The following is a 23,697-nucleotide window of genomic DNA, read 5'->3' as shown; positions in this document are numbered from 1 at the left end:
ATGTCGATTACCTTGCAGCCCATACCATGCCTTTACGCATGAGTGAGATGACTTCTGGCATGCTGACAATATTGGCAACATGGCCTAATGAGCAGTAATACACCCTACCCTTGCCCCATCTTTTGGACCAAACGACAGGCATCTCCACTTCACCATTCGGCGCATGTGGACCATCAGCTACAGGAAAGCGTGTGGTGGCATGGACTTTCACCGCAGGATCTACGTGCATATAATATTGCTCGGATGTGACTTTAAAATCTTTCATTCCTTGAGTTAAAGGATGATCCTCGTCTAAAATATGCACCGTATAAGTCACTCCATCGTTGCCAGGATGAGCTACCCACTGACCACCGACCATGAATTGGTACTCCGTTTCCATGCGGAAGGAATCGCCCATTCCGCCATGCAAGCCCGCAAGACCTGTGCCACTTTCTACAGCATTTAATAATGGCTGAAGCTGATCCTTTGTAATCGTTCCCTGAGTCCAATTCGGAACAATAAGATCATACTGACTGAGGTCGTCTTGAGCTAGCGTGTCTAAAGTATCTGTCACTTTTACCTCAAACTGTTCCTCAACAAGGACACCTCTTAATATCTCGGCAACCTGCTCTGGCTCATGACCATCCCAGCCCCCTTGAAAAATCAGTGCTTTTTTCATTATTTCCCTCCTTTTATAAGCTGACTGTTCTTTAATAATCGATAGTAACCCATTGTTTGGTTTGGGCAGATGTCTCAACTGCAGCCAGTATCTTTTGATTTTTGACTCCATCCTCAAAATTGGGGCGTGGGCTTTCTCCACTTGTCACACCTTTCATAAATTCATAGATTAAATGAATAAAGGTATGCTCATAGCCAATGATGTGTCCTGGAGGCCAATAGGCCCCGGCATAAGGATGAATGTCTTCTGTACAATTAATTAAACGAAAGCCTTGAAGTCCTGGGGCATCTTCAGTCAAGTAAACCTCTAAGTTGTTCATATTCTCCATGTCCCAGCGAATCGAGCCTTTTTCTCCATTGATTTCAAATGTATTTTTATTGCGATTTCCAGCGGCAAATCGCGTGGCTTCAAAGGTAGCGACCGTTCCATTCTCGAAGCGTGCTAGAAAAGCAACTGCATCATCTACTGTCACCTCGCCCATTTGATCACTATCGACCTTGGCACTCAAGCCCCCAACCATTTCACCGATGGGTCTTTTCTTTATAAAGGTTTCCATTGTGCCCACCACCTCGTGGATATCGCCAACAAGAAAACGCGCTAAATCAATGCTATGGGCTGCGATATCGCCAAGTGCCCCAGATCCTGACACCTCCTTTTTTAAGCGCCAAACCAGAGGAAAGGCAGGATCAATAATAAAATCTTGCAAGTAATTCCCGCGAAAATGATAGAGCCGTCCGAGTACACCATCCTGTATAAGCTTTTTCGCATATTGAACAGCTGGTGCAAAGCGATAATTATGGCAGATCATATGAACGACATTGTTCCTTTTAACGGCTTCAGCCATTCTCTCTGCCTGTTCAACGGTCAAAGCAAGCGGTTTTTCTATGATGATATGCTTGCCCGCTTCAGCCGCAGCAATCGCCATGTCAGCATGGGTATGATTTGGCGTGACGATATCAATGACATCGATATCGTCGCGTTCGATTAACCGGCGCCAATCCGTTTCATAGGATGCCCAGCCCATTTTCTCAGCCGCCTGCTTCACCGCTGCTTCATTTCGTCCGGCAACCGCTTGAAGGACGGGCCGGGCTTCTGTATCAAAAAAGAAAGGGAGATCTCTGTAGGCATGACTATGCATCTTGCCCATGAATTGATAGCCAATCATACCAATTCTTACTTCCTTTTGCTTTACGCCCACCACATCTCACCTACTTTATCCTTAATAAGTGCATTTTGGAGTAAAGCAACGCCTTTTTGAAAGCCCTCCTCTACAGACATCAGGCTATCCTCATGTTCTATGCTAATAGCGCCTTCATAACCCACAAGTTGAAGCGCACTGATAATCTTTCTCCAGGTTTCTTCACCGTGTCCATAGCCAATGGAGCGAAATATCCAAGAACGGTGGAGCTCGTCACTATAAGGCTTGGTATCTAGGACACCGTTAGCAGCTGTATTCTGATCATCTATATTGGTATCCTTCGCATGAAAATGATAGAGAGCGCCATGTTTGGCTATTTCTTTTATGCCAACAATTGGGTCCATATTTTGCCAAAACAAATGACTTGGATCAAAATTCACACCGATATTATCCCCACATGCCGCGCGTAGGCGCAGAGCCGTTTCGGTATTATAAACCACAAATCCAGGATGCGGCTCAATCGCTACTCTAACCCCATGCTGACGTAAAAATTCACTTTGCTCTTTCCAATAAGGAATGACTTTTTCTTCCCACTGCCACTTCAATACTTCAAGATGATCCTCTGGCCAAGGACAGGTAACCCATGCCGGAAACTGAGAGAACTCCGATTCACCTGGGCAGCCTGAAAAAGTGATGACCGTATCGACACCTAATTTTTCTGCCAGTCTCACAGTATCCTGGAATTGTTGATGGTGACGTGATGCTGTCTCCGAATTTGGATGCAATGGGTTGCCATGACAGCTAAGTGCACTGATTTCTAAACCACGACTGCTCACTGCTTCCTTAAAGGCATGAAGCTTGGCCTCATTCCCCAAGAGTTCTGCAGGACGGCAATGGCCATCTCCAGGATAGCCCCCTGTCCCAATTTCTACCGTTTCCAATCCTTGCTCCGCAATGATGTCCAAGGCTTCTTCCAATGAACGATCACCAAATAATACTGCAAATACACCCAATTTCATTACAGTTCACTCCTCTATTCATTTTCTGAACACTGAAGTTAATCATGGTGATATTGGTTAGAAAACTTGACTTGCACCACTTCGCCGGTACTCCTGATGTGATTTTTGCAAATCACACACTTAGGTTGCCCGCAAGCCTCAGGTGGCGAACGAAAGTCAAAGTTACACTTATACTCTCTTCCTTCATGAGCGTTAGCGAAGTTATAAATTCTGATAGTAAAAAATAAGCGTTATTCACCCTTTAATAAACGATCGATGGTATGCACATTGATGCCCATCGGTAGCGGTTCCGGTCTGTCACATTGACTTTCCAAGAGAACATGCTGCCCTTGTTCAGAGGCATCATGGAAACCGTGCATTATATCTAATACATGGTAAGATAGCCGACCATTGGCCCGATGCTGACGTCCTGTCTGTATGGCATAGGCCATGTCAGCAAGACCTAAGCCTCGACTATTTTCAGTAAACCCATGTGTGAGAGGTACCTCGGACCATTCCTTAGCATCATGCCTGCGCACTTGCACCGGCCCACCAAAGGTGTTTGGATCAGGGACCCGCATGCTGCCCTCTGTCCCATAGACTTCAATGAAGGGTAACTGATGATGCCACACATCAAAGCTTGTGATCATTGTTCCAACCGCACCATTGTTAAAATCCAGAATACCTGCGATATGTGTGGGTGTCTCGACCTGAATGGTTTCCCCATACTTAGGTTCACTGGTAACGGTCCGTTCAGGGAAGGTGATCCGTGCGGACCCTGTCACACGCTTGACATTTCCGATTAATGAGATCAATGCTGTAATATAGTAAGGACCCATATCAAACATGGGGCCTCCACCTGTTTGATAGTAAAAGGCAGGGTCAGGATGCCAGCTTTCATGTCCATGCCCCATCATGAAGGCAGTGGCAGCAACGGGTTCCCCAATCCAGCCGTCATCGATGAGTTTACGAGAGGTTTGTAATCCTCCACCTAAAAAAGTGTCAGGAGCGTTGCCCACCCGCAATCCTTTTTCCTCTGCCAACGCTAGCATTCTTAACCCATCTTCACGTGATACTGACAGGGGTTTTTCCCCATAGACATGCTTACCTGCCTCCAGTGCAGCACAAGCAACCTTGGCATGGGCTTTTGGAATGGTCAAATTCACAACAATGTCTATTTCAGGATCCTCAAGAAGCTGTTCTACTGTACAGGCTTTCGGAATGCCATATTCTTCAGCACGCCCTCTAGCTCGATCACTATCTAAATCCGCGCAAGCCACCACATCAAAAACGTCAAACGTCTTGCCGGCTTGAAAATAAATCGAGCTAATATTTCCACAGCCAACGATTCCAACCTTCACTTTTTTCATCATTGCCCCACCCTTGTTTTCTAAATTAGAAAAGCGGTTACATTTTCTATCATTGCGGGATTCTCATTCCTTGACATTTACCGTCCTGGCCCTTCAAACTAGTTACCTTTAGACTACCACCTTCTATTAGTTTATTAATTAAACTAAGTCTAACTAATCTTTCAATCGTTGTCAATCATTTCACCAAAATTTATTCATTTTTAATATTTATGGCGCGGGCAGCTTGTTCATACTCGATTTTTTTTACCGCACGGTGGTTAAACCACATAAGATTTAACGCCACTAAGCTTACACAAAAAAGTGGAATCAGCCCAGAAAAATACCAATACAGGCAGAACAGAGCAATTGAACCGATCACCATCATCAAGGTCGACGATAATTGAGTCACACCGATAATAAGGGCATATTTAAAGTAGTGAAGGAAGGGGACATCAAAATGAACATAGACAGGAAAAAAGTGAAGTAAAACGATAAAATAAACAATCCCCAAACCAAGCATGAGCACAAGAAAGAGCTGGAAGAGAACGTCTGAAGATGATTTAAAATAAAGAATATCCATCCTAAGCATATAACCTATAGCTAGAAATAGGAGACCTATGCCGTTTGCCTTAAAGAATTCCTGACGAAAACACTGTTTAAAGAGATGAAAGGGGGCGACATCCTCATGACCCATAATCCACCTTCTTAACAAGCTAAAGAGCGCAATGGTTGCCGGCATCAAGCCAAAGAGTCCTAGTCCTAACAAAGTAAATATCAGCCATAGACAATTGGCGTAGACGAGTCGGATCACCCATTCTCCTGCACGATAGAAACCATTCATCAAGCCATTCAATTGCACAGCACGTTCCTCCCTTTTTAACCTCTATCCCTTCACGGCACCAATAGCCACACTGCCAATGATTCGTTTAGAAAAAATCGCAAATACAATGATAATCGGCAGGACAGAGAGTGCCACCCCAAGGTACTGAACGCCATAGTTGGTGCCATAATAGCCTTGTAGCAACTGTACCAATAATGGGAGAGGATATTTTTCATTAGAAAAGAGCAACACAAGCGGCCCCATAAAGTTATTCCATGAACCAATGAATGAAAAGATTCCAAGAGCAGCAAGGGCAGGTACAAGCATTGGCAGGATAATGCGGTTAAAGGTTTTAAATTCTCCTGCACCATCGACACGAGCCGATTCAATGATTTCATTGGGAATGGTGCCATCGATAAACTGTTTGACAAAAAACACTGCAAAGGCATTTGCCGCAGCAGGAAGGATAAGGGAGGCATAGGTGTCTAAAAGATGCAAGAGGTACATGATTCTAAAGGTCCCTACAAGTCCGAGTTGCTGGGGCACCATCATTGTCGCTAAGACAAACCAGAATAAGATTTTATTTCCCTTGAAATTAAATTTGGCAAAGCCATAAGCATTAAGCGCCCCGAAGTAAAGTGTTAAGGCTGTTGAACAACAGGAAATAATCAAGCTATTCATAAAGCCTCTCCATATATTAACGTTCTCCATCATCGACTGATAGTTTTCTACCAGAGAACGGCCTGGAAGAAAGATAAATTTTGAAGCAATTTCTGCATTTGTATGTGTGCCATAAATGATCATAATATAGAATGGGACGACACAGATAATCGCCAGCACAATTAGCAAAACGTAGATAATCACATGACTCCATTTAACCCTTGATCTTGGAGTGAGTGTCTTTTCTGTTAGTGGGGTTACACTCGTATTATTCGCCATAGGTCTTGCTCCCTTCTTATAGACTAGTCGCACTCTTACTTCTTCGATTCATTAGCACAAAGGAAATGATTGAGAAGATCACGATGATAATGAATAAACCAAAAGCCACTGCCGATCCGTAACCATATTGATAGCGAGTGAAGGCAATTTTATAGAGATACATCACGGTTGTCAGTGTGGAGTTGTTGGGGTCACCTGTTCCATTGGTTAGTGTATAAGGTTGATCAAAAATTTGCATGCCACCAATAATAGACGTCACCACTTGGAAGATCATGATGGGTCTTAAAAGAGGAAGAGTAATTCTAAAAAAGACTTGCGTTTTGGAGGCCCCATCAATTTCAGCTGCCTCTAAAATATCCCGAGAAATCCCTTGTAATCCAGCAATATAAATGATCATGGAGTAGCCAAAATACTGCCAAAAGAGAATGCCAGATACGAGCAAGCGCATAAAATACGGTCTACTCGGCCAATTCACTGGATCATGAATAAAGCCAAGACTCATCAGTAGATTATTAAAGCTGCCTGTCTGCCAGCTGAAGATTAAAGCAACCAGTAATCCCAGCGATGCCGCTGTAACAATATTGGGAAAGAAAAAAACCGCCCGAAAGATGCTTTTTCCTTTTATAAATTTTTCATGCAAAATCACCGCTATAATCAGGCTCACAGTTAATTGTGGAATCACCGATATCCCCCAAATAAACAGCGTATTGAAGAGGGATTTATAAAACATATAATCTCCTAAAAGCCTTTGGTAATTCTCAAAGCCTATGATGACAGGATTGCCAAAGCCATCCCAATTACACAAGCTCAAGTAAAAGGAATAAACAATCGGATATAATCCAAAAATGACGAAGATGATAAAGAACGGAGCAATAAATAAGTACCCATAATGATCTTTACGAAGTGTCTTTGAGAACATCTTTCTGCCTCCTTTTGAATCACTCACTATCATGAGCTATGCTTTCCTATTCATTCGCGTCTATTTCTGGAAAATCATGACCGACTTCTGTTCGGAATTCCTTCAGCATCTTTGCCTTCGTTTTGATTCGACCATTCAAATAGTCATTCATCTTAGAATTCCAAATGCTATTAATATCATTGTCATATTTTGTTTGTGGTGCAGACGGAACAGCTTCCCCAGCTTTTTCAAAAAAGTCAAAGTACTTCTGCCCCGCTAAAAAGTCAGAGGTTAACTCTGACGCCAATTCCGCATCAATTTTTTTATTGCTTAGAAAATACTGTTGACTTTTTGCTAATTTTTTAGAAAATGTTGGATCAGAGGTATAAAATTTCATAAACTTCCAAGCGAGGTCTTTATGGTGGCTTTTGCTATACATGGCTATAAATGTCCCGCCATTACTAAAGGCTTTAGGACCATTAGCCAACCCCCATTTTCCAGAGGTCTTAGGGGCATTGGATTCAAAAATATAAGGAAGTCCCCAGGTCGGTTCCGCGTAAAACATGACTGTCCCCTCCTGCATGGATGCTGTCCACGCTGATCCCCATGACTCATATTTTGCTTCGACATTCTTTTCCCGAGCCTTTTTCGTCAAATCCAGTTCATCCCGTCGCGCTTGATCGATGACGAGCTTTCCATCAACAACCCACGGCTTTTTAATGTTGGAGCTTTGAACGATATCAATATCACTCCAGCTGGATAAGGCATGGACCTTGCCGCCACTTTCCTTCACGACCTTTTCACCAATCGCCATGATTTTATCCCAGCTTGAAATCTTCTGGCTGACTTCATCGGGATCATCCGTCCCAAGATATTTCTTCGCCAAATCGCGGCGGTAATAGAAAGCGCCTGGTGTCCCTTGATAGCCTAAGCCCTTTACATTTCCCTTCTCATCTTTTTCGATATCTTGGATATATTGAAACTGTTGATCAGTAATTTGTGTGGCATTAAAGGGTGCTTTTGATAGATTTTCTAGTAGAGGAATTTGCTTGATTTGTGGCCAATACGTATTTTCAACGAAAAATACGTCAGGTACTTTTTTCCCTGCTTGAAGAACTGAAATAAGCTTTTGTACATAGTTATCATTTGTTATAAATAAAAGATTCACTTTGATGTCAGGGTATCTTTTCTTAAACTCTTTTACCGCGTACTTTGCTTCATCAGTAAAGGTCCAAATGGTAAGCACTTTTTGATTTTTAGCACTTGTAGAAGACGAGCAACCTGATAGAATAAGAGAAAGTCCTAAAAGAACAATCGTTAATGCACTTATCCCTTTTTTTATCATCTTTCTGTTTGCACCACCTTTTGAAAAATTTGAAAAGCAAACGATAGCCTGGAGCCTAAACTGCTTCATCACCGCCCTTCAGTTCATCAAATGAATGACTCACCTCCTTTTTGGTAGCGCTTACAAATTTGCAAAAAAGATAAAAATCGTTTATAAATAAAAGAATACAAGGTTTGTTTAGTGTTTAAACAAACAATAACAAACGTTCATAATATTTTCAATAATTAAAAATCCACACATTTTGACATCATGAATCAGCAAACGACAGTGTCTACTTGTCTTATTTTATACAGAATATCAGGTGAAACCTATTGAAAACTGGCGATCTTAATTTAGTAAAAAAAATCAATAAATCTATAGTATTAACGACGATTCAGAAACATGCACCGATCTCAAGAGCAGAGATTTCGGAACAAACTGGGTTAAATAAAGCAACAGTATCATCGCTTGTTGCTGAATTAATTAAAGACCATTTGATCGGAGAAACTGGACCTGGAAAGTCCAAAGGTGGGAGACGGCCGGTCATCCTCTATTTTAATCAAAACGCAGGGTACGCTATTGGCATTGACCTTGGTGTGAATTACATTTTAGCCGTATTAACTGACTTAAATGGTCATGTTGTTATCGAAAAACAGATTGAATTGACGACATCTGAGGAAAAAGACGTGATTCAATTGCTTGAAGAGTTGATTGCCGATTTAAAAGCGCAGACTCCAGATAGCCCCTATGGTATTATCGGCATTGGTATTGGTGTCCCAGGGATTACCGATAATACCGAAAGCATTTTATATGCCCCGCATCTCAGCTGGCAGCATATTGATTTGAAAACGGAGCTTGAGAACAGCTTCCAAATCCCTGTCACTGTCAATAATGAAGCAAACGCTGGTGCACATGGAGAAAAGCTCTACGGTGCAGGCAAGGACATTGCGAATCTCATATATGTTAGTGCCGGCATCGGTATCGGTACAGGCATCGTTATCAATGATGAATTATTCAAAGGCGCCTTTGGGAGTTCTGGAGAAATGGGGCACATGACTATTGATGCAAATGGCAAGCTTTGTCGCTGTGGAAATTGCGGCTGTTGGGAGCTTTATGCTTCAGAAAAGGCACTTTTAGAAGAGGCAGCGACTTTACCAAGCCTTCAAAGTAAAACAGATATTCATCTTGAGGATTTAATTCAACAAGCGAATGAAGGGAATCATGAGGTCTGTGAGCTCTTTTATAAAATCGGGGAATACCTTGGCATCGGCATGGTCAATATTGCCAACACCTTTAACCCTAATGCCATTATACTCGGCAATCGCCTTTCAATGCTTAAGAATTGGGTCGGCGCCGCTATTGAACAGGAATTGGAACAGCGGTTATTCCCCTTTCAAAACGTTACCTTTAAATTTTCCAGTCTCGGCGTCTACTCCTGTGCGCTCGGATCAGCGGCTTTTGCCATCGACAAATTTTTTGCCAAAAACCGCGTAACTGTTGAATAATTGGATAAAGCTCAAGGACCCTTCACTGACAGTCTTTATGAGGGGCCTTTTTAAATTTAGCAAAAACTGTCTGGTGGAGGTGTGCATTTTTTAAATCTCTACTCGACTGGAGTGAAAAGGATTACAAAATCGTTTTTTCCGATTATACTATGATTATAAATAGATGTGCTGAGGAGAGTGAATGAGATGATCAAGGGCATTGGGCATGCGGCGCTGACCGTTGCAGATATGCAGGCTTCACTACATTTTTATTATGATGTTCTGGGATTTGAAAAAGCATTTGAAATTCATGATGATAACGACCAGCCTTGGATTATTTATATCAAAGTAGGTGGCGGACAATTTATTGAGCTTTTTTATGGCGGTGTCCATAAGAAGCCTGAGGTGGACCATTTGATTGGCTATGATCACCTTTGCTTAGAGGTCGATGATATCCAGACTGTCGCAGATCACCTCACAGAAAAGGGCTGGCCGCTTTTGATCAAGCCGCAGCAAGGGAAGGATCTCAATTACCAATGCTGGGTAAAAGACCCCGATGGCAACCGTATTGAATTCATGCAGCTCGATCCAGACTCCCCACAAGCAAAAGCATATAAATAAGAAAGAAGGTTTATGTCAAAGCCTCTGCTAACAGTAGGGGCTTTGACATCTTCTCATAATAATGATTCTGCGCCGTCGATAAACACTTCTGTTCCGGTGATATGACTTGATGCATCGCTGGAAAGAAAATGGACAAGCTCTGCTACCTGCTCAGGTTGACCAGCTTTATGTTCAAGCGGCTGACTCCCCTCTGGATATTTAACAGGAATTTTGATCTTCTCAAGGTCCTTCTTATCTTTAAAGGTATTTTGACTAATGTTGGTTTCAATCGCACCTGGGCAAATGATGTTGACACGAATGTGATATCTTGCAAGTTCTAGCGCAGCCATTTTACCGAAAGCCATTTGCCCGGCCTTTGACGCACTATAAGCCGACATGCCAAAGCCCGAAAACGTGCGATTGCCATTAATTGAACTTGTTATAATAATGCTTCCTCCAGCCTTTTTCATATGGGGAATGGCATATTTTACAGCTAAAAAGGTACTCTTTAAATTTGTGGTTAAGGTTTGGTCCCATTCTTCGGGAGCAAGGTCCTCGATGGGGGCTACTTTGCCATTAATCCCTGCGTTTGCATAAACAATATCCAGGCGTCCCCACTGCTCGACCACTTTTTTAACACTTTCCTCTACACGAGTTGGATCTGAGACATCGGTATCACTCACCACCGCTTCCCCACCTAAGGACTCAATTTCTTGTTTGACTTTTTCACTATGATGTTCTTTCAAATCCACTAAGCCAACCTTGGCGCCTGCTTGCGCTAAACGAATAGCACTGGCTTTACCGATGCCTGAGCCGGCGCCAGTTACAAGTGCCACTTTACCTTGCAGTGTTGTTTCCGTCAAAAAAAGCCCTCCTTACTCCTTTTTGGATAGCTTTACCTAAAAGGGAGATATTATGTAGGAGGGCCGCGACTTATAAACGCTGTAAGAAGCGTTGAATGCGTTTAATAGCTTCGTCTAATTGTTTTAAGGAAGTCGCATAAGAGCAGCGGATATAGCCCTCACCGCTTTTTCCAAAAACATGACCTGGAACCACTGCAACATGCTCTTCTTGCAAGAGTTTTTCGGCAAATGCTTCAGATGTCAATCCGGTGCTTTTCACCGATGGAAAGACATAAAAAGCACCGCCTGGTCGATGACACTCAAGCCCGAGATCATTTAAGCTGTTGACAATGAAATTGCGACGTTGTTTATAGCTTTTTTTCATCGCCAGCATACTCTCTCTACCGTTTTTGAGCGCCTCGATGGCTCCATGCTGCGCCATCGTAGAGGCACACATCATTGTGTATTGATGAATTTTTAGCATCGCTTGAATCCATTCAGAAGGGCCCGCCACATAGCCCAGACGCCACCCTGTCATCGCAAAGGCCTTTGAAAATCCTGAAACTAAGAGCGTACGCTCCTTTAACTGCTCTAATGAAGCCAAACTCGTGTAGCCTTCATCATAAGTCAATTCCGCATAAATTTCATCTGATATCACAATCAAATCATGGTTTTCAACAACAGCGGCAATCCCGATAAGCTCCTCTGTACGCAAAACCGCACCAGTGGGATTGTTTGGGCTGCATATCAGCACCGCCTTCGTCCGATTGGTCACAGCCGCCTCAAGCTGCTCTGGCTGCAGGCGAAAGGCATTCTCCGCGTGGGCATCGACAGGCACAGGGATGCCACCGGCCAAGCTTACAATCGGGGCATAGGCCACAAAACAAGGCTCAGCAATGATCACTTCATCGCCAGGATCAATTAAAGCACGAATCGATAAATCAATGGCTTGACTCGCTCCAACGGTCACAAGAATTTGATCTTCAGCATTATACCTCACGTTAAACTGCTCAGCTAAATACTCCTCAATCAAGCGCCGGAGTTCAATCATTCCTGCATTAGCTGTATAAGCAGTATAGCCTTTTTCTAATGAATGATAGCTGGCTTCGATTACATTCCATGGTGTCACAAAATCGGGCTCGCCCACACCTAAAGAGATGACATCCTCCATTGTGGAGGCGAGATCAAAAAAACGACGGATGCCCGAAGGCTGAAGCTCAGCTACCTTCTTTGATAGATAGGAAAGAGAAGTTCTCAAGGTGACACCACAATCCTTTTATCATCATCATCCGGGTCAAAAATCACACCATCATGCTTATATTTTTTCAAAATAAAATGCGTTGTGGTCGAGATAACAGACTCCAATGTTGAAAGCTTTTCTGAGACAAACCGTCCAATATCAGACATGGTTTTCCCCTGTATAGAAACGGACAGATCATAAGCACCTGACATAAGATAAACAGCCTTAACCTCTGGGAAGCGATAAATGCGTTCAGCAATCTTATCAAACCCCGCCCCACGTGTGGGTGTCACCTTAACATCTATCATTGCAGTTACGCCTTCATAATCGAGTACTTTTGACCAATTGGCAATCGCCGAATAGCCTAAAATAGCATTTTTTTGTTCGAGCTTCTTAATGCGCTGACTCGCTTCATCTTCACTTATATCTAAAGTTTTCGCGATCATATCTAGGGACATTCTTCCATTTTTCTCTAATAAATCTAGCAAATCAATGTCAAGCTGTTCCACCATAACCACTCTCTTTATTCGGAATTATCAATCTTTTAAAAGAAAAATTTAGAACTCTCTTACACTTATAAGACTTTCTCCATTATATTCACTATACAAGTCAGAAATCAAGGGTTCTTCCACTGATCAAAACAACAATTCCATCCATATGTTTGGAGAGTAAAAAAGGGATTTGGAGCTCCTTGCTTCACTTTTTACCTATACTCTCTAATAAGTCTCTATAAGTTTCTCATTTTTAATCGCTCCGGTACAGTACCACTTTCCCCCAAAAAAAAGAAGGCCACGGGCCTCCACTTTTTTAGCTCTCTGTTGTATCCTTTAGTGTATTCGTACTTTTTTGTCGATACGCTTCTTTACGTTGCTCAATTTTAGTAAAGGTCCGGTAAGCAGCCCACATAATGACGAAGCTCATCCCGCTTATGCCAAAGAAGGGCAAGAGTCCCGGTATAAGATTCATAAGAAAATAGTTAGCCACGATGCCCGCAACCATGATAAAGGTGGACACTGGGCTAGATATCCCGAACAGCAATGTATATTTAAAGTAGCGCCCGTAGGAAAGGTCGAAGTGAGCAAAGGTTGGGAAAAAGTACATGAGAGTTATCAAGTATAGCACCGTAATCATAAGCAGGACAACTAATAGCACAGTCGCCCCTGTTCCAGTGTGATGCCTGAAGAAGGCTATGTCAAAATAAAGAACAAGACCAATGATAAAATAAATCAGCCCCATGATATTGACTTTAATGAAATAAGTGCGATAGTTCTTCCAAAAAGTCTTGAAAACAGGGACATCCGTTTCACCCATGACCCATTTACGCACTACCGAGAAAAGTGAAGCTGTTGCTGGTACAATCCCGAATAATCCCAAACCTACAATTGTGAACAGGAGCCATAACAGATTGACATAAGCGAATTTCATGATCCAATCGCATAGTCTATAGATTCCCCCTGTTAATCCACCTAGCTGCATAAGACCTCTCCTCCACTTTATAATCAAAAGAACGCTTTCATTTTTAAATACATCACAAACGTTTATATCAAGTCTAACATACTTCCGATTATCTTTGTTACTTTTTCAAACTTTCAATCAAATATGCTTGTCTTAAAGGGGCTTTCCTCAATCCTTCTTTTTATTTTACTCATCCCATCAAAAAGCGTGACTCAAGCACGCCTCATTCTGTCATTTTTCGGAAGTGATCCGCGGTGACACCTACCTTTTGTTTAAATATACGGCTGAAATAGGCAGGATGCTTATACCCGACCTCCAAACTCGCCTCAGTCACTGTCTTGCCACTTAAAAGCAACTGCTTGGCTTTATTAACCTTCTTAGTCGTAATGTAATCAGACAATCCTGCACCTGTCACTTCTTTAAAAATGCGTGAAACATAAAATTTACTCAAATAAGTCTGATGAGCAATATCATCTAATGTTAATGTTTCTTCTTGATAATGGGCTTCAATAAAATCCATTATTTTTTGCACATTCTCCACTTTTATATTAGAGTTCTTTTCATAGCTTTGCTCTAAAAGCTTTTCCTCACAAGATTGATAAATCAGTGTTAAAAGCTCTAACAAATGGATTTGAAGCTTGGCCATGTAAAGCGGCTGCGCCTTCTTACGGTAGCTAATATATATTTCTTTAAATAAGCGTTCTAATTGATCACGGCGGTGCTGAAGATTAATCCGCATGTTTTGCAATTTTCTAAAAGGAAGATAGAGATCTACACCACTAAATTCATGAATCAAGTTCTCCAGAAGATCTGGCTTAAAATGAATTTTCGTGCGCTCATAGGGGATATTCAGATCAGGATGGGGACGGTGTAATGTTAGGCCGTGCATGACAATCATGTCCCCAGGCACAAGCTGATAAATGCGGTCATTAATAAAATAATTACAAGTGCCACTATGAAAAAAGTAGATTTCAAATTCCAAATGTGAATGAAAATCAGACTCATAACCAGCATGACCGATGGTTTTTTGGTGATAATCGACACCGATGGTTTGGTCGTTCTTTAAAAACGATGTAATCACAGCTATTACTCCTCTATCCCATAGCGCTTTTGAGCAAGCTATAAAACGACTATACAAGCTGTTTGATCTTGATGACAGGTGTCATCACCTTTATTTTAACGAACTTCACTCGATTATTGAAGGGCTTTCATGAAAATAGGAAAACTTTTAAAAGCAATCTCAGGTTCCTCAATATTAGGCCACCATTTCTTCTCCCATTCTAAGGTATAGTATCCGCTATAATTCATCCGCTTTAATTGATCAACCATTCTTTGAAAGGGACAATCACCCTCACCCATAAGGCACAATTGGTACCCCCTGTCATTACTTTGGGTCTTATAGGAGTCCTTCCAATGGGTATATTTGATCGCCTCACCTAAACGTGCAACGGTATCTTCAGGTGCTTCCTCCTTTGTTCGATAAGGATGATGTACGTCCCACAATACTTGTAAATGCGCATTTCCTACACGCTCTATGACCGCTTGCACTGTCCGGCTATCCGTCCAGTCATCATGGGTTTCTAATAAAAGGGTGATGCCATATCGCTCAGCAATAGTCAATAGTTTCCAGGCATGTTGCGCGACAATCTCCAAGGCCATCTCCCGGTCAAGATCACCGATTGAGCCGCCAAACACTCTGACATAAGGCGTATTAAAATGCTGACAGAGCTGGCCATATTGCTCTAGCTCTTCGGCAAAATCCTCTCTTTCCTCCTTCGAGGTTGAGAATAATCGAATAGAGCTGGAGAAGCAGGGGATCTCTAATCCCGCCTCAGCAAAATGTTTTTTTGTTTGTTCAAGATGTGTAGTAAAGGCTTCTGTCTTGTAGATATCTAATGTCTCAAGATACCCTCGGAAGTCAACACCTTGATACCCATATTCGACCGCTTTGTTGATAATCATATCCATATCCCATGTTGGACACCCTAACGTTGTAAAGGCAAACTTCATACATCATCCTCCTATGAAAAATTTCTTTCGTTAACGCCTTGTACCGTATCGATACTCCTGATGTGATTTTTCGAAGCACCCACTAAATCAGAGCTTTAACGTCATTCCGTTGACAGCCTTTATAAATAGGGGATGTCTTCTATTGCTTTAAATCTGCATTTATTAGGGGCTTCGGCCTTTAATTGCACGCGCACTTGATTGAAAAGTATCCGCTCTTGATATGCTTTTTAATCTCCTTAACACTTGGGATGTCGTACTTTTGAATCATATAAGAAAAAAGAATGCAACTATTCGTGTGCTTGCTCTTCTACGAATACTTGCATTGATCACGCCTTGTCTATTCATCTATGATCCATAGTTTTAAATCGTTAGTGTGTGCCATCAACATTTAATGTACGCGCACCTGTCGCTTTCTTTTTAAATGTGGACTGCTGAATGCGTTCCTGCAATTTTTCATAATAGAGATCTTCATCAACCGGCAGGTCTACCCAATTATCTGTCCAAGCTGACAAGTGCATGGCATTAGAGATTTCCAAACCTTTGATGCCTTCTTCACCCGGAGCGAGAAGCGCTGTGCCATGTAAGATCGCTTGCACCCAATTTGTTGTAATCCCTCTATGATCGGTGGCTTTACCATGAACAGGAACATCTATCTTCCAACATTCTGGCTCCCCAAAACCCCCTTTATACTTGCGATTAAATTCCCGCTCAGATTGCCTGAGGCGCCAAAATGTAAGCTGCCCCTCTTCGACAACGAGTTTCCCGCGATCCCCTGAAATTTCATAACGGTTTGTTCCAGGGCTATCGCCCGTTGACGTCACAAATACGCCTGTTGCACCATTTTCATATTCAACATAAGCAGTCACATCGTCTTCTACCTCAATATCATGGAACTTTCCAAATCCACAAAAGGCACGAACGCGTTGGGGCATCATCCCTGCTGTCCATTGCCATAAATCCAACTGATGAGGGTCTTGGTTAAGAAGAACACCGCCACCTTCTCCAGCCCAAGTAGCCCGCCAGCCACCGGAATCATAATAACTCTGTGAGCGATACCAATTGGTGATTATCCAGTTGGTCCGCTTAATTTCCCCGAGTTCCCCTGCTTGAACAAGCTCGCGCAGTTTTTGATAAAGGGGATTCGTGCGCTGATTATACATGATGCCAAAGACTTTACCGCTTTTCGCAGCGGCTTGGTTCATTTCCCGCACTTGCTTCGTATAAACCCCGGCGGGTTTCTCACTCATCACATGCTTGCCTTTCTCAAAGGCTTTAATCGCCAGAGGTGAATGCTCATAATGGGGGGTCGCAATGATAACGGCATCCACATCGTCAGCAGCTAGAAGGTGGTTAGCATCATCATAAAGCGCTACAGTCTCCTTTAAATGTGCCTTTGCCCAATCTAATCTAGCTTGGTTCGTATCACATACTGCGACGAGCTCAGCTTCTGGTACCTCATTATTATTGAGATATACAGCATGTGAACTCCCCATGTTACCAACACCAATAATACCAATCCTTACTTTACCCATCTTATCAACACCACCAATACGTATTTTAAAACTTTCATTGCATCTGTAAAGCAAGTTGATTGAGGTTTTTCAAGCTGATTTCTAGGCTTTGCATAGGATCTCCCGGACATTTATCCTGCTCAACTGCATACCATTCCACACCCGATCGTTCACACCACCTCAAAATCGGCGCGAAGTCAATCTTCCCTGTTCCAACCTCCGCAAAGGTTTCTTCTTCATCATCTGTCATATCTTTAAGATGGATGATCGGCATCCTGTTTTTATACGGCTGGATAAAGGCTAGAGGATCTCCACCTCCTTTTTTTACCCAGTAGAGGTCGACTTCTGCCAAAACCCTATTGTCTTCAGATGGTTCGAGGAGATATTCTAAAGCGGTTTTGCCATCCATGGTCGTGGCTAATTCAAAATTATGATTGTGATAGCTAATGCGGTAGCCAAAGGCATCCTCTGCTATGCGATTCAGTCGACTTCTGACCTCCTTATAACCCTTGACTGTCCGAAGGGATTCCGGTAAAAAGGGACAAACAATATCTTTGGTGTTATACAGATCCGCTTCCTGCAAAACCCCTGAAAGGTCCTCTTCCATACGTTGCAATGAAATATGCATTCCTGCTGTCCCTAATTGATTTTCCTTCAATGCGGCAGCTACCTCATCAGGATCGTAGCCCTCAGGAAGCGCAGAAATTTGTACACCTGCCCAGCCCATTTGTTTCAATTCCTTAAATACTGGAGCAATGCCACGCTTTAATTCTTCTCTTAAAGTAAATAATTGTGCTGCAAATTTTTCTTGCATACTTCTTCCTCCTTGAAGTTAGATGATTTAAATCGTCATTGCACCAAACCCACCATCCACACGTATTAACTCTCCAGTAACAAAGCCAGAGGCCTTTTCGGATGCTAGCCATATAGCAACACCCTGCAATTCTTCAGGCTCTCCAAAACGCTGCATCGGCGTATGTGCCATAATGGCATTCACACGCTCCTCGCTTAAAATGTTGCGATTTTGCTCTGCAGGAAAAAATCCAGGAATGATCGCATTGACACGAATATGATGTGGGGCGAGCTCTCTTGCCAAATACTGTGTGATACTGTTGATCCCCGCCTTGGAGGCTGAATACGTAAAGACCTTTGAAAGCGGAAGCGTGGATGAAACCGATGAGATATTAATAATGCTGCCGCCCTTGCCTCGTTTCATCATATAATCTGAGAAAATCTGACAGCTTAATACAACACCTCTTAGATTCACATTCATAATGTGATCCCATTCCTCCATACTTAATTCTGAAAACGGTGTCGTGCTATTCACTCCTGGTGCATTAAGCACAATGTCGATCCCATCAGCCCAACGCTCAATATCCGTAGCCGTTTGCTGCATTGATAACTCATCTGTTACATCCGTTTGAAAAGCGGCGACCTTCACTCCGAAGGCTTCGATTTCTTTTTCCAAATCTCTTAACTTAGCAATATTCCTACCTGTTAAAGCAATATTAGCGCCATATTCTGCTAACCCTTTTGCCATTGCAGACCCCAATGTACTTGTTCCTCCAACTATAACAGCTGTCTTACCTGTTAAATTAAACATCATCGGTCCCCTTCTTGTTCCCTAAACCTGTCTTGAATGAGATGAGGCAATTCTTTTCTGCAATGCCTCATAATAAGCTTGCTCATCAATAGGAAGCTCGACCCAATCTGCTCTCCATGACGAGAGATACATCGCATTGGAGAGCTCAAGTCCACGAATCCCTTCCACACCTGGAGCGAGTAATGGAACACCTTTTAAAATGTGTTCCACCCAATTTTGGGTTATTTTTTGGTGTCCATTCTCATTAGGCTTATAATGAATCGGGACATGACACTGCCAGCTTTCTGGTTGGGCAAAAGGTTCAGTATTGGTTTGGTTAAACTTTGTTTCGGGCGTTTGCAATTGCCAAAAATGGAGCTTCTCTTCTTCAATGACGACCTTTCCTTTATCACCCACTATTTCCAATCGATTCGTCCCCGGTGCTTCAGCTGTTGTTGTCATAAAAACCCCTGTAGCACCATTGGTATATTCCACATAAGCAGTGACCTCATCTTCGACTTCGATCTGACGATACTTTCCAAAGGAACAAAACGCTCTCACCCGATAAGGGAGCATGCCCAGCATCCATTGCCACAAATCAAGCTGGTGGGGACATTGGTTGAGCAGTACCCCACCACCTTCTCCTGACCAGGTCGCCCGCCAGCTGCCAGAATCATAGTAAGCCTGTGAGCGATACCAATCGGTAATCGTCCAATTCGTCCGTCTGATTTCCCCAAGCTCGCCCGTCTCTATAAGCGCCTTTACTTTTACATAAAGCGGATTCGTGCGCTGATTATACATAATGCCAAAGGCACGGCCACTCTGCTTAGCTGCCTCATTCATTTCCCGTACTTGTTTGGTGTAGACACCTGCCGGCTTTTCGATTAATACATGCAAACCATGAGCAAAGGCTTTGATGGCTACATCAGGATGGGTATAATGCAAGGTACATATGATCACAGCATCAAGATCAGGAAAGCTAAGGAAGCACTCAATGGTGTCAAAGGTAGTAATATGACTCCCAAGCGCTGTTTCAGCCCAAGACAAACGATCAGGATTGATATCACAAACCGCCGTAAGCTCTGCCCCTTGAACCACACCGGCAGCTAGATACTTTGCGTGGGTACTCCCCATATTTCCGAGTCCAACAACGCCTACTCTTACTTTATCCATTTCCACACCTCTTTTTTCCCTCACGGATCATTGCCAGTCCTCACCGATATCCTTTAACAATTTTTTTAATGCATCTGCAGCAACCTTAAAGAGTTTGGGACCTGTGAATCCTGAATAAGGTCCGGCCTGCGCCAAATGCGGCTCAAGCGATTGAAACCCACTGTACCCCTTATCCTTCATGGCCTGCAGTACTGCTTTGACATCCCCATCTCCTTCACCTGCTGGAGTCACACTTTGATCTGCAAAGCGCGCATCTTTAATATGCAGATAATCAATATAGGGGCTGAGTAAAGGAAAGGCTTCAGCAAAAGGCTTAACACCACATTGAACAAAATTAGCAGGATCAAAGGCACATCGAAAGCGTGAAGAATGACAAGTTTCGAGTAGCTCCAAACACCTTTCCGCTGTATCTCCATAGATATGCTTTTCATTCTCATGTAATAAAGTGATCCCTGCCTCTTCCGCCCGAGTCACCAGTACCTGCATCCGCTGCATCACTTCATCTCGATAAGCCTCAGGCTGCTCTCCTTCAGGAATAAAAAAGGAAAAAATCCGAATAAAAGGCGCCTTAAACTTTTTTGCAACCGCAATCGCTCTTTCAAAGTCTGAAAGGTGCGCCTTAAAATCATCTGTGATCTTGATTTTACCTATTGGCGAGCCAATCGAAGAGATCTTGAAGCCGCGTTCAGCCATTTTCTGTTCAATGTGATCCAATGCTTCATCATCAAGCTGTAGGACGCCTTTATCCCATGCCCCACGAAATTCAATATGTTTGATGCCCTCTTGTTCAAGGGTATCTAGCTGTAAATCGAAATCCGCTGAGATTTCATCTGCAAAAGCTGTTAAAGTAACCATCACAACTATTCCCTTCCATGATTTAGGATAATTTTAGATTGATGAAATCCCAGAAGTTATCATTAAATAATTGACCGACATCACGCCTGATTTCTTCCTCTGTAAGATTCCATCCTGCTTCTATCAGCCTTTCATATTGTTCCGTCAACACTTTGGCAATCACCTCTCGAGAGTGTGACCATTTATAAACAAGCTGATCAAGAATCCGAGCGTCAGAATGCTGGGGAATCACAGATGTACCTAACAATTCAAAGCGCATTGCTGTCATCTCTTCAATGAGTGTTGGGTTGTTAAGAAACCACCAGCAGCCGAAGACCATTAAATTGCGAAATTTACGTGCAGTCACGGCGAGCTCATGTTGATTTTCTCTCGATAACATCGTGACCATAAATTTATTTGTCGGAAAGCTCTTACATAACGCTTCAACTGCCTGGATATCCGCCTTGCCTACACTGTCACCAGCACTTCTAAGACTTTCATTTACCAATCTTTTAACCCCAATCATCAAGGCAAAAGGCAGCTGATGCTCACGACAGACAGGAAGGATTACCTTTTCAATCAAGGTACTTCTCACAGAGTGTTCCGGGTAAACAAAGGTATCTGGGAGCGAGACAGCAACGTACAGTGCCTGCATACGCTCAATCCATTCTGATACAAAGCGGCGTAATTCTTGAATGGTCGATTCGGTAAGGTCGGCATCCACTTGATACCCCCATGCTTGCAGGTCTTTGTAGACCGTGTCATAGTCATTAATCAGAGGATCAATTCTGAGAGCGGCATGAAAGCGTTCATCCCTCGTTGTTTGTGAGAGCCAAACCTTTCTTTCCTGTTCATCAAAGGGATCGTTGGTCATTACAACACTGCTTACATTGGCTTTTTCAAAAATCAATGCAATGTATTCTTCAAGAGGATAGCGTCCCAGCGCTTCCCGATAACTCTCTAAATCTCTCGTCGATACATCCATTCCAAGTTTCTGCAAAACTGTAATCACACCGCGACAAGCTTCACTATAAGGTGTGTGATGAATAAAAAGTGCTTCCCAAATGGTTTCTGCTTGCTCCTGTCTCGACATCTTCCAATATGTATCATAATCTATATCTGATACCCGCATCGTTTCTGCGATTAAATAATGGTATGTCAATAATTCATCAATACCATATAAAAGCTGATCGCCAAATTCAGGAGCGAACAAATGGGTATGCACATCGGTAATGGTGGTGTGATTGACAATTTCTTCAACTACTGTAAGCAATTCTTTTGATTGGACAGACATCTCGTCTTCCGCCTCCTTTATAAACTAATGAGTGGACGTTTGAGTGCATGGTAGCGATGATCATTGCGCTGCAGAATAGCCGGTCGTGGGTAATGCATGCCATCGATGTGTATTGTCACCTCAGGAAAATCTCCTGTTCGTGTCAAAATGTGATTCTCTTCTGTACCTATCACAATCGTATCCTCTGATTTGACTCCAGAGATGGAGGGATTCCAAGCGAAGGCTTGATGTTCACCAACGACTTCCTGGGATTTTAGCGTTGCACGGTACTCCCTGCCAGCATAGCCTGTCATTCCCCCTTGATGATGAGAGTTCCACTCATCCTTAAACCCATGCTCTTCATAGCACAATGCAGCTTTTTCAAAGATATCCCCTACCGCTCGGCCTGGCCGCGTGAGATGAATAAACAAACCGTCGACCGCTGTAACTGCTTGATGCTTTCTCACCAGTTCTTCAGGCGGCGTCCCAAAGTGAACCAAGCGACTAAGCGAGGCAACTAAGCCATGTCTCCGCGCCCCCAGAGCAATGAGAACATAGCGATCAATACACTGATGTGTTGGTAAAGGGTGCCGATAGCGCATCGCACGTTCATCCGCAGCGACGAGGGTTAATGTTGGTTCAATCCCCCGTTCATAACAAGCCTTGGCCAATTGTCCCGCAACATGATACTCCCTCTCCCCTCTTTGCAGCGTACGACAAACGAGCTCCAACGCCTGTGCAGCATCCATTCCTAGCTCGTGATATAGTTGTCTTTCACATTCTGTAAGTGGATATCTCAATTGCATAAGTTCATTGGCTACTTCCTCTTCGTGGACAATGACAGCACCTGATTTAATGAATTCCTGAGCCAAAAGGGTGACATCGCTTTCATGCTCAAACCATGGGGTGATTTTTAATTGTAAGTGGTCATAGCGAATTTCTTCTTCCCTCAAACGATTCGCTTCAATATTATTAACAAGCAGCACGCAATGCTCCTGTGTGATCAGCACTTTTGCGCAAGCCGCTTCACTAGCAATACCAATAAAGCCTCTACCACCCGTTATCCATGAAAAGCTCGTCTGACTGGTTAGCAGAAGGCCATCATACCTTCTTTCGCTCAGCCACCCGCGTATCCGCTTACATTTTTCTTGAAATACGTCCTGCATGTTCCTCACCTCCATGCACAATGGATTAGATTCATTTAGATGTGAGTGATGTTAATATCGTCATTTTAACAGATCGCTAGAAAAGGTACTTAACCATTATTGTCGTAAGCTTAAGAGATATTGCACAATGTTGTGCTGATTAAAATGCACCTAAGAAAAAGCTGGGAAATCCACGACGTCGAAAAAAGAAGTAATTATTGTGTTTAAGCTGCTGAGCTATTTGTTATTTTGATCGGGACTTTTGTTAAAAGGGGCTGCCCTTTTGTTCCGTTAAAGCTGGCATTCGTTCGCTTGCCTCGGCCTTTTGTCGCGCTCACACCTTGATTCGGAAGTTCACCCCTTGGATTTGTTCGGTAGACAGGCCTTCTGTACACCATGTCTGGGATACATTGGCCCTATCCCA

Annotated in this window: 23 protein-coding genes; 2 read left to right on the top strand and 21 right to left on the bottom strand. The window is 43.0% G+C overall.

Annotated elements, in window-relative coordinates; all coding sequences use genetic code 11:
* Positions 1–7: 7 nt before the first annotated feature.
* The 8 genes from IEW82_RS14835 to IEW82_RS14800 form a co-directional block, all read right to left on the bottom strand.
* Positions 8–658, bottom strand: a complete 651-nt coding sequence (locus IEW82_RS14835) for a ThuA domain-containing protein (RefSeq protein WP_188696027.1) — start codon at positions 656–658, stop codon at positions 8–10.
* A gap of 31 nt (positions 659–689) precedes the next feature.
* Entirely contained in the window at positions 690–1,823 is a 1,134-nt protein-coding gene (locus IEW82_RS14830; RefSeq protein ID WP_188696137.1) for a Gfo/Idh/MocA family protein, read from the bottom strand.
* 23 nt (positions 1,824–1,846) lie between these two features.
* Entirely contained in the window at positions 1,847–2,815 is a 969-nt protein-coding gene (locus tag IEW82_RS14825) for a sugar phosphate isomerase/epimerase family protein (protein ID WP_188696024.1), read from the bottom strand.
* A 230-nt stretch (positions 2,816–3,045) separates the two neighbouring features.
* The gene (locus IEW82_RS14820) at positions 3,046–4,164 is read right to left on the bottom strand and encodes a Gfo/Idh/MocA family protein (protein WP_188696133.1); all 1,119 of its coding nucleotides are present in this window, start codon (positions 4,162–4,164) and stop codon (positions 3,046–3,048) included.
* Between the two features lie 190 nt (positions 4,165–4,354).
* Positions 4,355–5,002, bottom strand: a complete 648-nt coding sequence (locus IEW82_RS14815; protein WP_188696020.1) for a YesL family protein — start codon at positions 5,000–5,002, stop codon at positions 4,355–4,357.
* 24 nt (positions 5,003–5,026) lie between these two features.
* A complete protein-coding gene (locus IEW82_RS14810; RefSeq protein WP_188696017.1) occupies positions 5,027–5,902 on the bottom strand; it encodes a carbohydrate ABC transporter permease in 876 nt (291 codons plus the stop codon).
* A 16-nt stretch (positions 5,903–5,918) separates the two neighbouring features.
* The gene (locus IEW82_RS14805) at positions 5,919–6,821 is read right to left on the bottom strand and encodes a carbohydrate ABC transporter permease (RefSeq protein ID WP_188696014.1); all 903 of its coding nucleotides are present in this window, start codon (positions 6,819–6,821) and stop codon (positions 5,919–5,921) included.
* Between the two features lie 46 nt (positions 6,822–6,867).
* A complete protein-coding gene (locus IEW82_RS14800) occupies positions 6,868–8,214 on the bottom strand; it encodes an ABC transporter substrate-binding protein (RefSeq protein WP_229672644.1) in 1,347 nt (448 codons plus the stop codon).
* Between the two features lie 242 nt (positions 8,215–8,456).
* On the opposite strand from IEW82_RS14800, the gene IEW82_RS14795 reads away from it, so the two are divergent.
* The gene (locus IEW82_RS14795; protein WP_188696009.1) at positions 8,457–9,629 is read left to right on the top strand and encodes an ROK family transcriptional regulator; all 1,173 of its coding nucleotides are present in this window, start codon (positions 8,457–8,459) and stop codon (positions 9,627–9,629) included.
* Positions 9,630–9,815: 186 nt separating this feature from the next.
* A complete protein-coding gene (locus tag IEW82_RS14790) occupies positions 9,816–10,229 on the top strand; it encodes a VOC family protein (protein ID WP_188696006.1) in 414 nt (137 codons plus the stop codon).
* A 53-nt stretch (positions 10,230–10,282) separates the two neighbouring features.
* Here the strand turns inward: IEW82_RS14790 and IEW82_RS14785 are convergent, their stop codons facing one another.
* The 13 genes from IEW82_RS14785 to IEW82_RS14725 form a co-directional block, all read right to left on the bottom strand.
* Complete coding sequence (locus IEW82_RS14785; protein WP_188696003.1) at positions 10,283–11,071, bottom strand: SDR family oxidoreductase; 789 nt, start codon at positions 11,069–11,071, stop codon at positions 10,283–10,285.
* A 70-nt stretch (positions 11,072–11,141) separates the two neighbouring features.
* Positions 11,142–12,308 (bottom strand): aminotransferase, encoded by a 1,167-nt coding sequence (locus tag IEW82_RS14780; RefSeq protein ID WP_188696000.1) that lies wholly within the window; start codon positions 12,306–12,308, stop codon positions 11,142–11,144.
* Entirely contained in the window at positions 12,305–12,799 is a 495-nt protein-coding gene (locus tag IEW82_RS14775) for an Lrp/AsnC family transcriptional regulator (RefSeq protein ID WP_188696125.1), read from the bottom strand. The genes IEW82_RS14780 and IEW82_RS14775 overlap by 4 nt, the downstream gene beginning before the upstream one ends.
* 298 nt (positions 12,800–13,097) lie before the next feature.
* Positions 13,098–13,766 (bottom strand): YesL family protein, encoded by a 669-nt coding sequence (locus IEW82_RS14770; RefSeq protein WP_188695997.1) that lies wholly within the window; start codon positions 13,764–13,766, stop codon positions 13,098–13,100.
* A gap of 202 nt (positions 13,767–13,968) precedes the next feature.
* The gene (locus tag IEW82_RS14765; protein ID WP_188695994.1) at positions 13,969–14,826 is read right to left on the bottom strand and encodes an AraC family transcriptional regulator; all 858 of its coding nucleotides are present in this window, start codon (positions 14,824–14,826) and stop codon (positions 13,969–13,971) included.
* A gap of 113 nt (positions 14,827–14,939) precedes the next feature.
* Positions 14,940–15,755: a sugar phosphate isomerase/epimerase family protein gene (locus IEW82_RS14760; RefSeq protein ID WP_188695990.1), complete on the bottom strand. Its 816-nt coding sequence runs from the start codon at positions 15,753–15,755 to the stop codon at positions 14,940–14,942.
* Between the two features lie 368 nt (positions 15,756–16,123).
* Positions 16,124–17,287: a Gfo/Idh/MocA family protein gene (locus IEW82_RS14755; protein WP_188695987.1), complete on the bottom strand. Its 1,164-nt coding sequence runs from the start codon at positions 17,285–17,287 to the stop codon at positions 16,124–16,126.
* 34 nt (positions 17,288–17,321) lie between these two features.
* Positions 17,322–18,080, bottom strand: a complete 759-nt coding sequence (locus IEW82_RS14750) for a sugar phosphate isomerase/epimerase family protein (protein WP_188695984.1) — start codon at positions 18,078–18,080, stop codon at positions 17,322–17,324.
* A 27-nt stretch (positions 18,081–18,107) separates the two neighbouring features.
* Positions 18,108–18,872 (bottom strand): SDR family oxidoreductase, encoded by a 765-nt coding sequence (locus tag IEW82_RS14745; RefSeq protein WP_188695981.1) that lies wholly within the window; start codon positions 18,870–18,872, stop codon positions 18,108–18,110.
* A gap of 18 nt (positions 18,873–18,890) precedes the next feature.
* Positions 18,891–20,021 carry a Gfo/Idh/MocA family protein gene (locus tag IEW82_RS14740; protein WP_188695977.1) on the bottom strand — a complete coding sequence of 377 codons (1,131 nt, stop codon included), beginning with the start codon at positions 20,019–20,021 and terminating at the stop codon, positions 18,891–18,893.
* Between the two features lie 27 nt (positions 20,022–20,048).
* The gene (locus IEW82_RS14735) at positions 20,049–20,876 is read right to left on the bottom strand and encodes a sugar phosphate isomerase/epimerase family protein (protein ID WP_188696122.1); all 828 of its coding nucleotides are present in this window, start codon (positions 20,874–20,876) and stop codon (positions 20,049–20,051) included.
* Between the two features lie 22 nt (positions 20,877–20,898).
* Positions 20,899–22,149 carry a glucuronate isomerase gene (locus IEW82_RS14730; protein WP_188695975.1) on the bottom strand — a complete coding sequence of 417 codons (1,251 nt, stop codon included), beginning with the start codon at positions 22,147–22,149 and terminating at the stop codon, positions 20,899–20,901.
* Between the two features lie 17 nt (positions 22,150–22,166).
* A complete protein-coding gene (locus IEW82_RS14725; RefSeq protein ID WP_188695972.1) occupies positions 22,167–23,294 on the bottom strand; it encodes a M24 family metallopeptidase in 1,128 nt (375 codons plus the stop codon).
* Positions 23,295–23,697: the final 403 nt, after the last annotated feature.

Origin of the sequence: Pullulanibacillus camelliae, from assembly GCF_014642655.1 — a bacterium.
In the GTDB taxonomy this organism is placed as follows: domain Bacteria; phylum Bacillota; class Bacilli; order Bacillales; family Sporolactobacillaceae; genus Pullulanibacillus; species Pullulanibacillus camelliae.
Note: the sequence above shows the minus strand (reverse complement) of the source record. Positions and strands in the feature narration are given on the sequence as shown.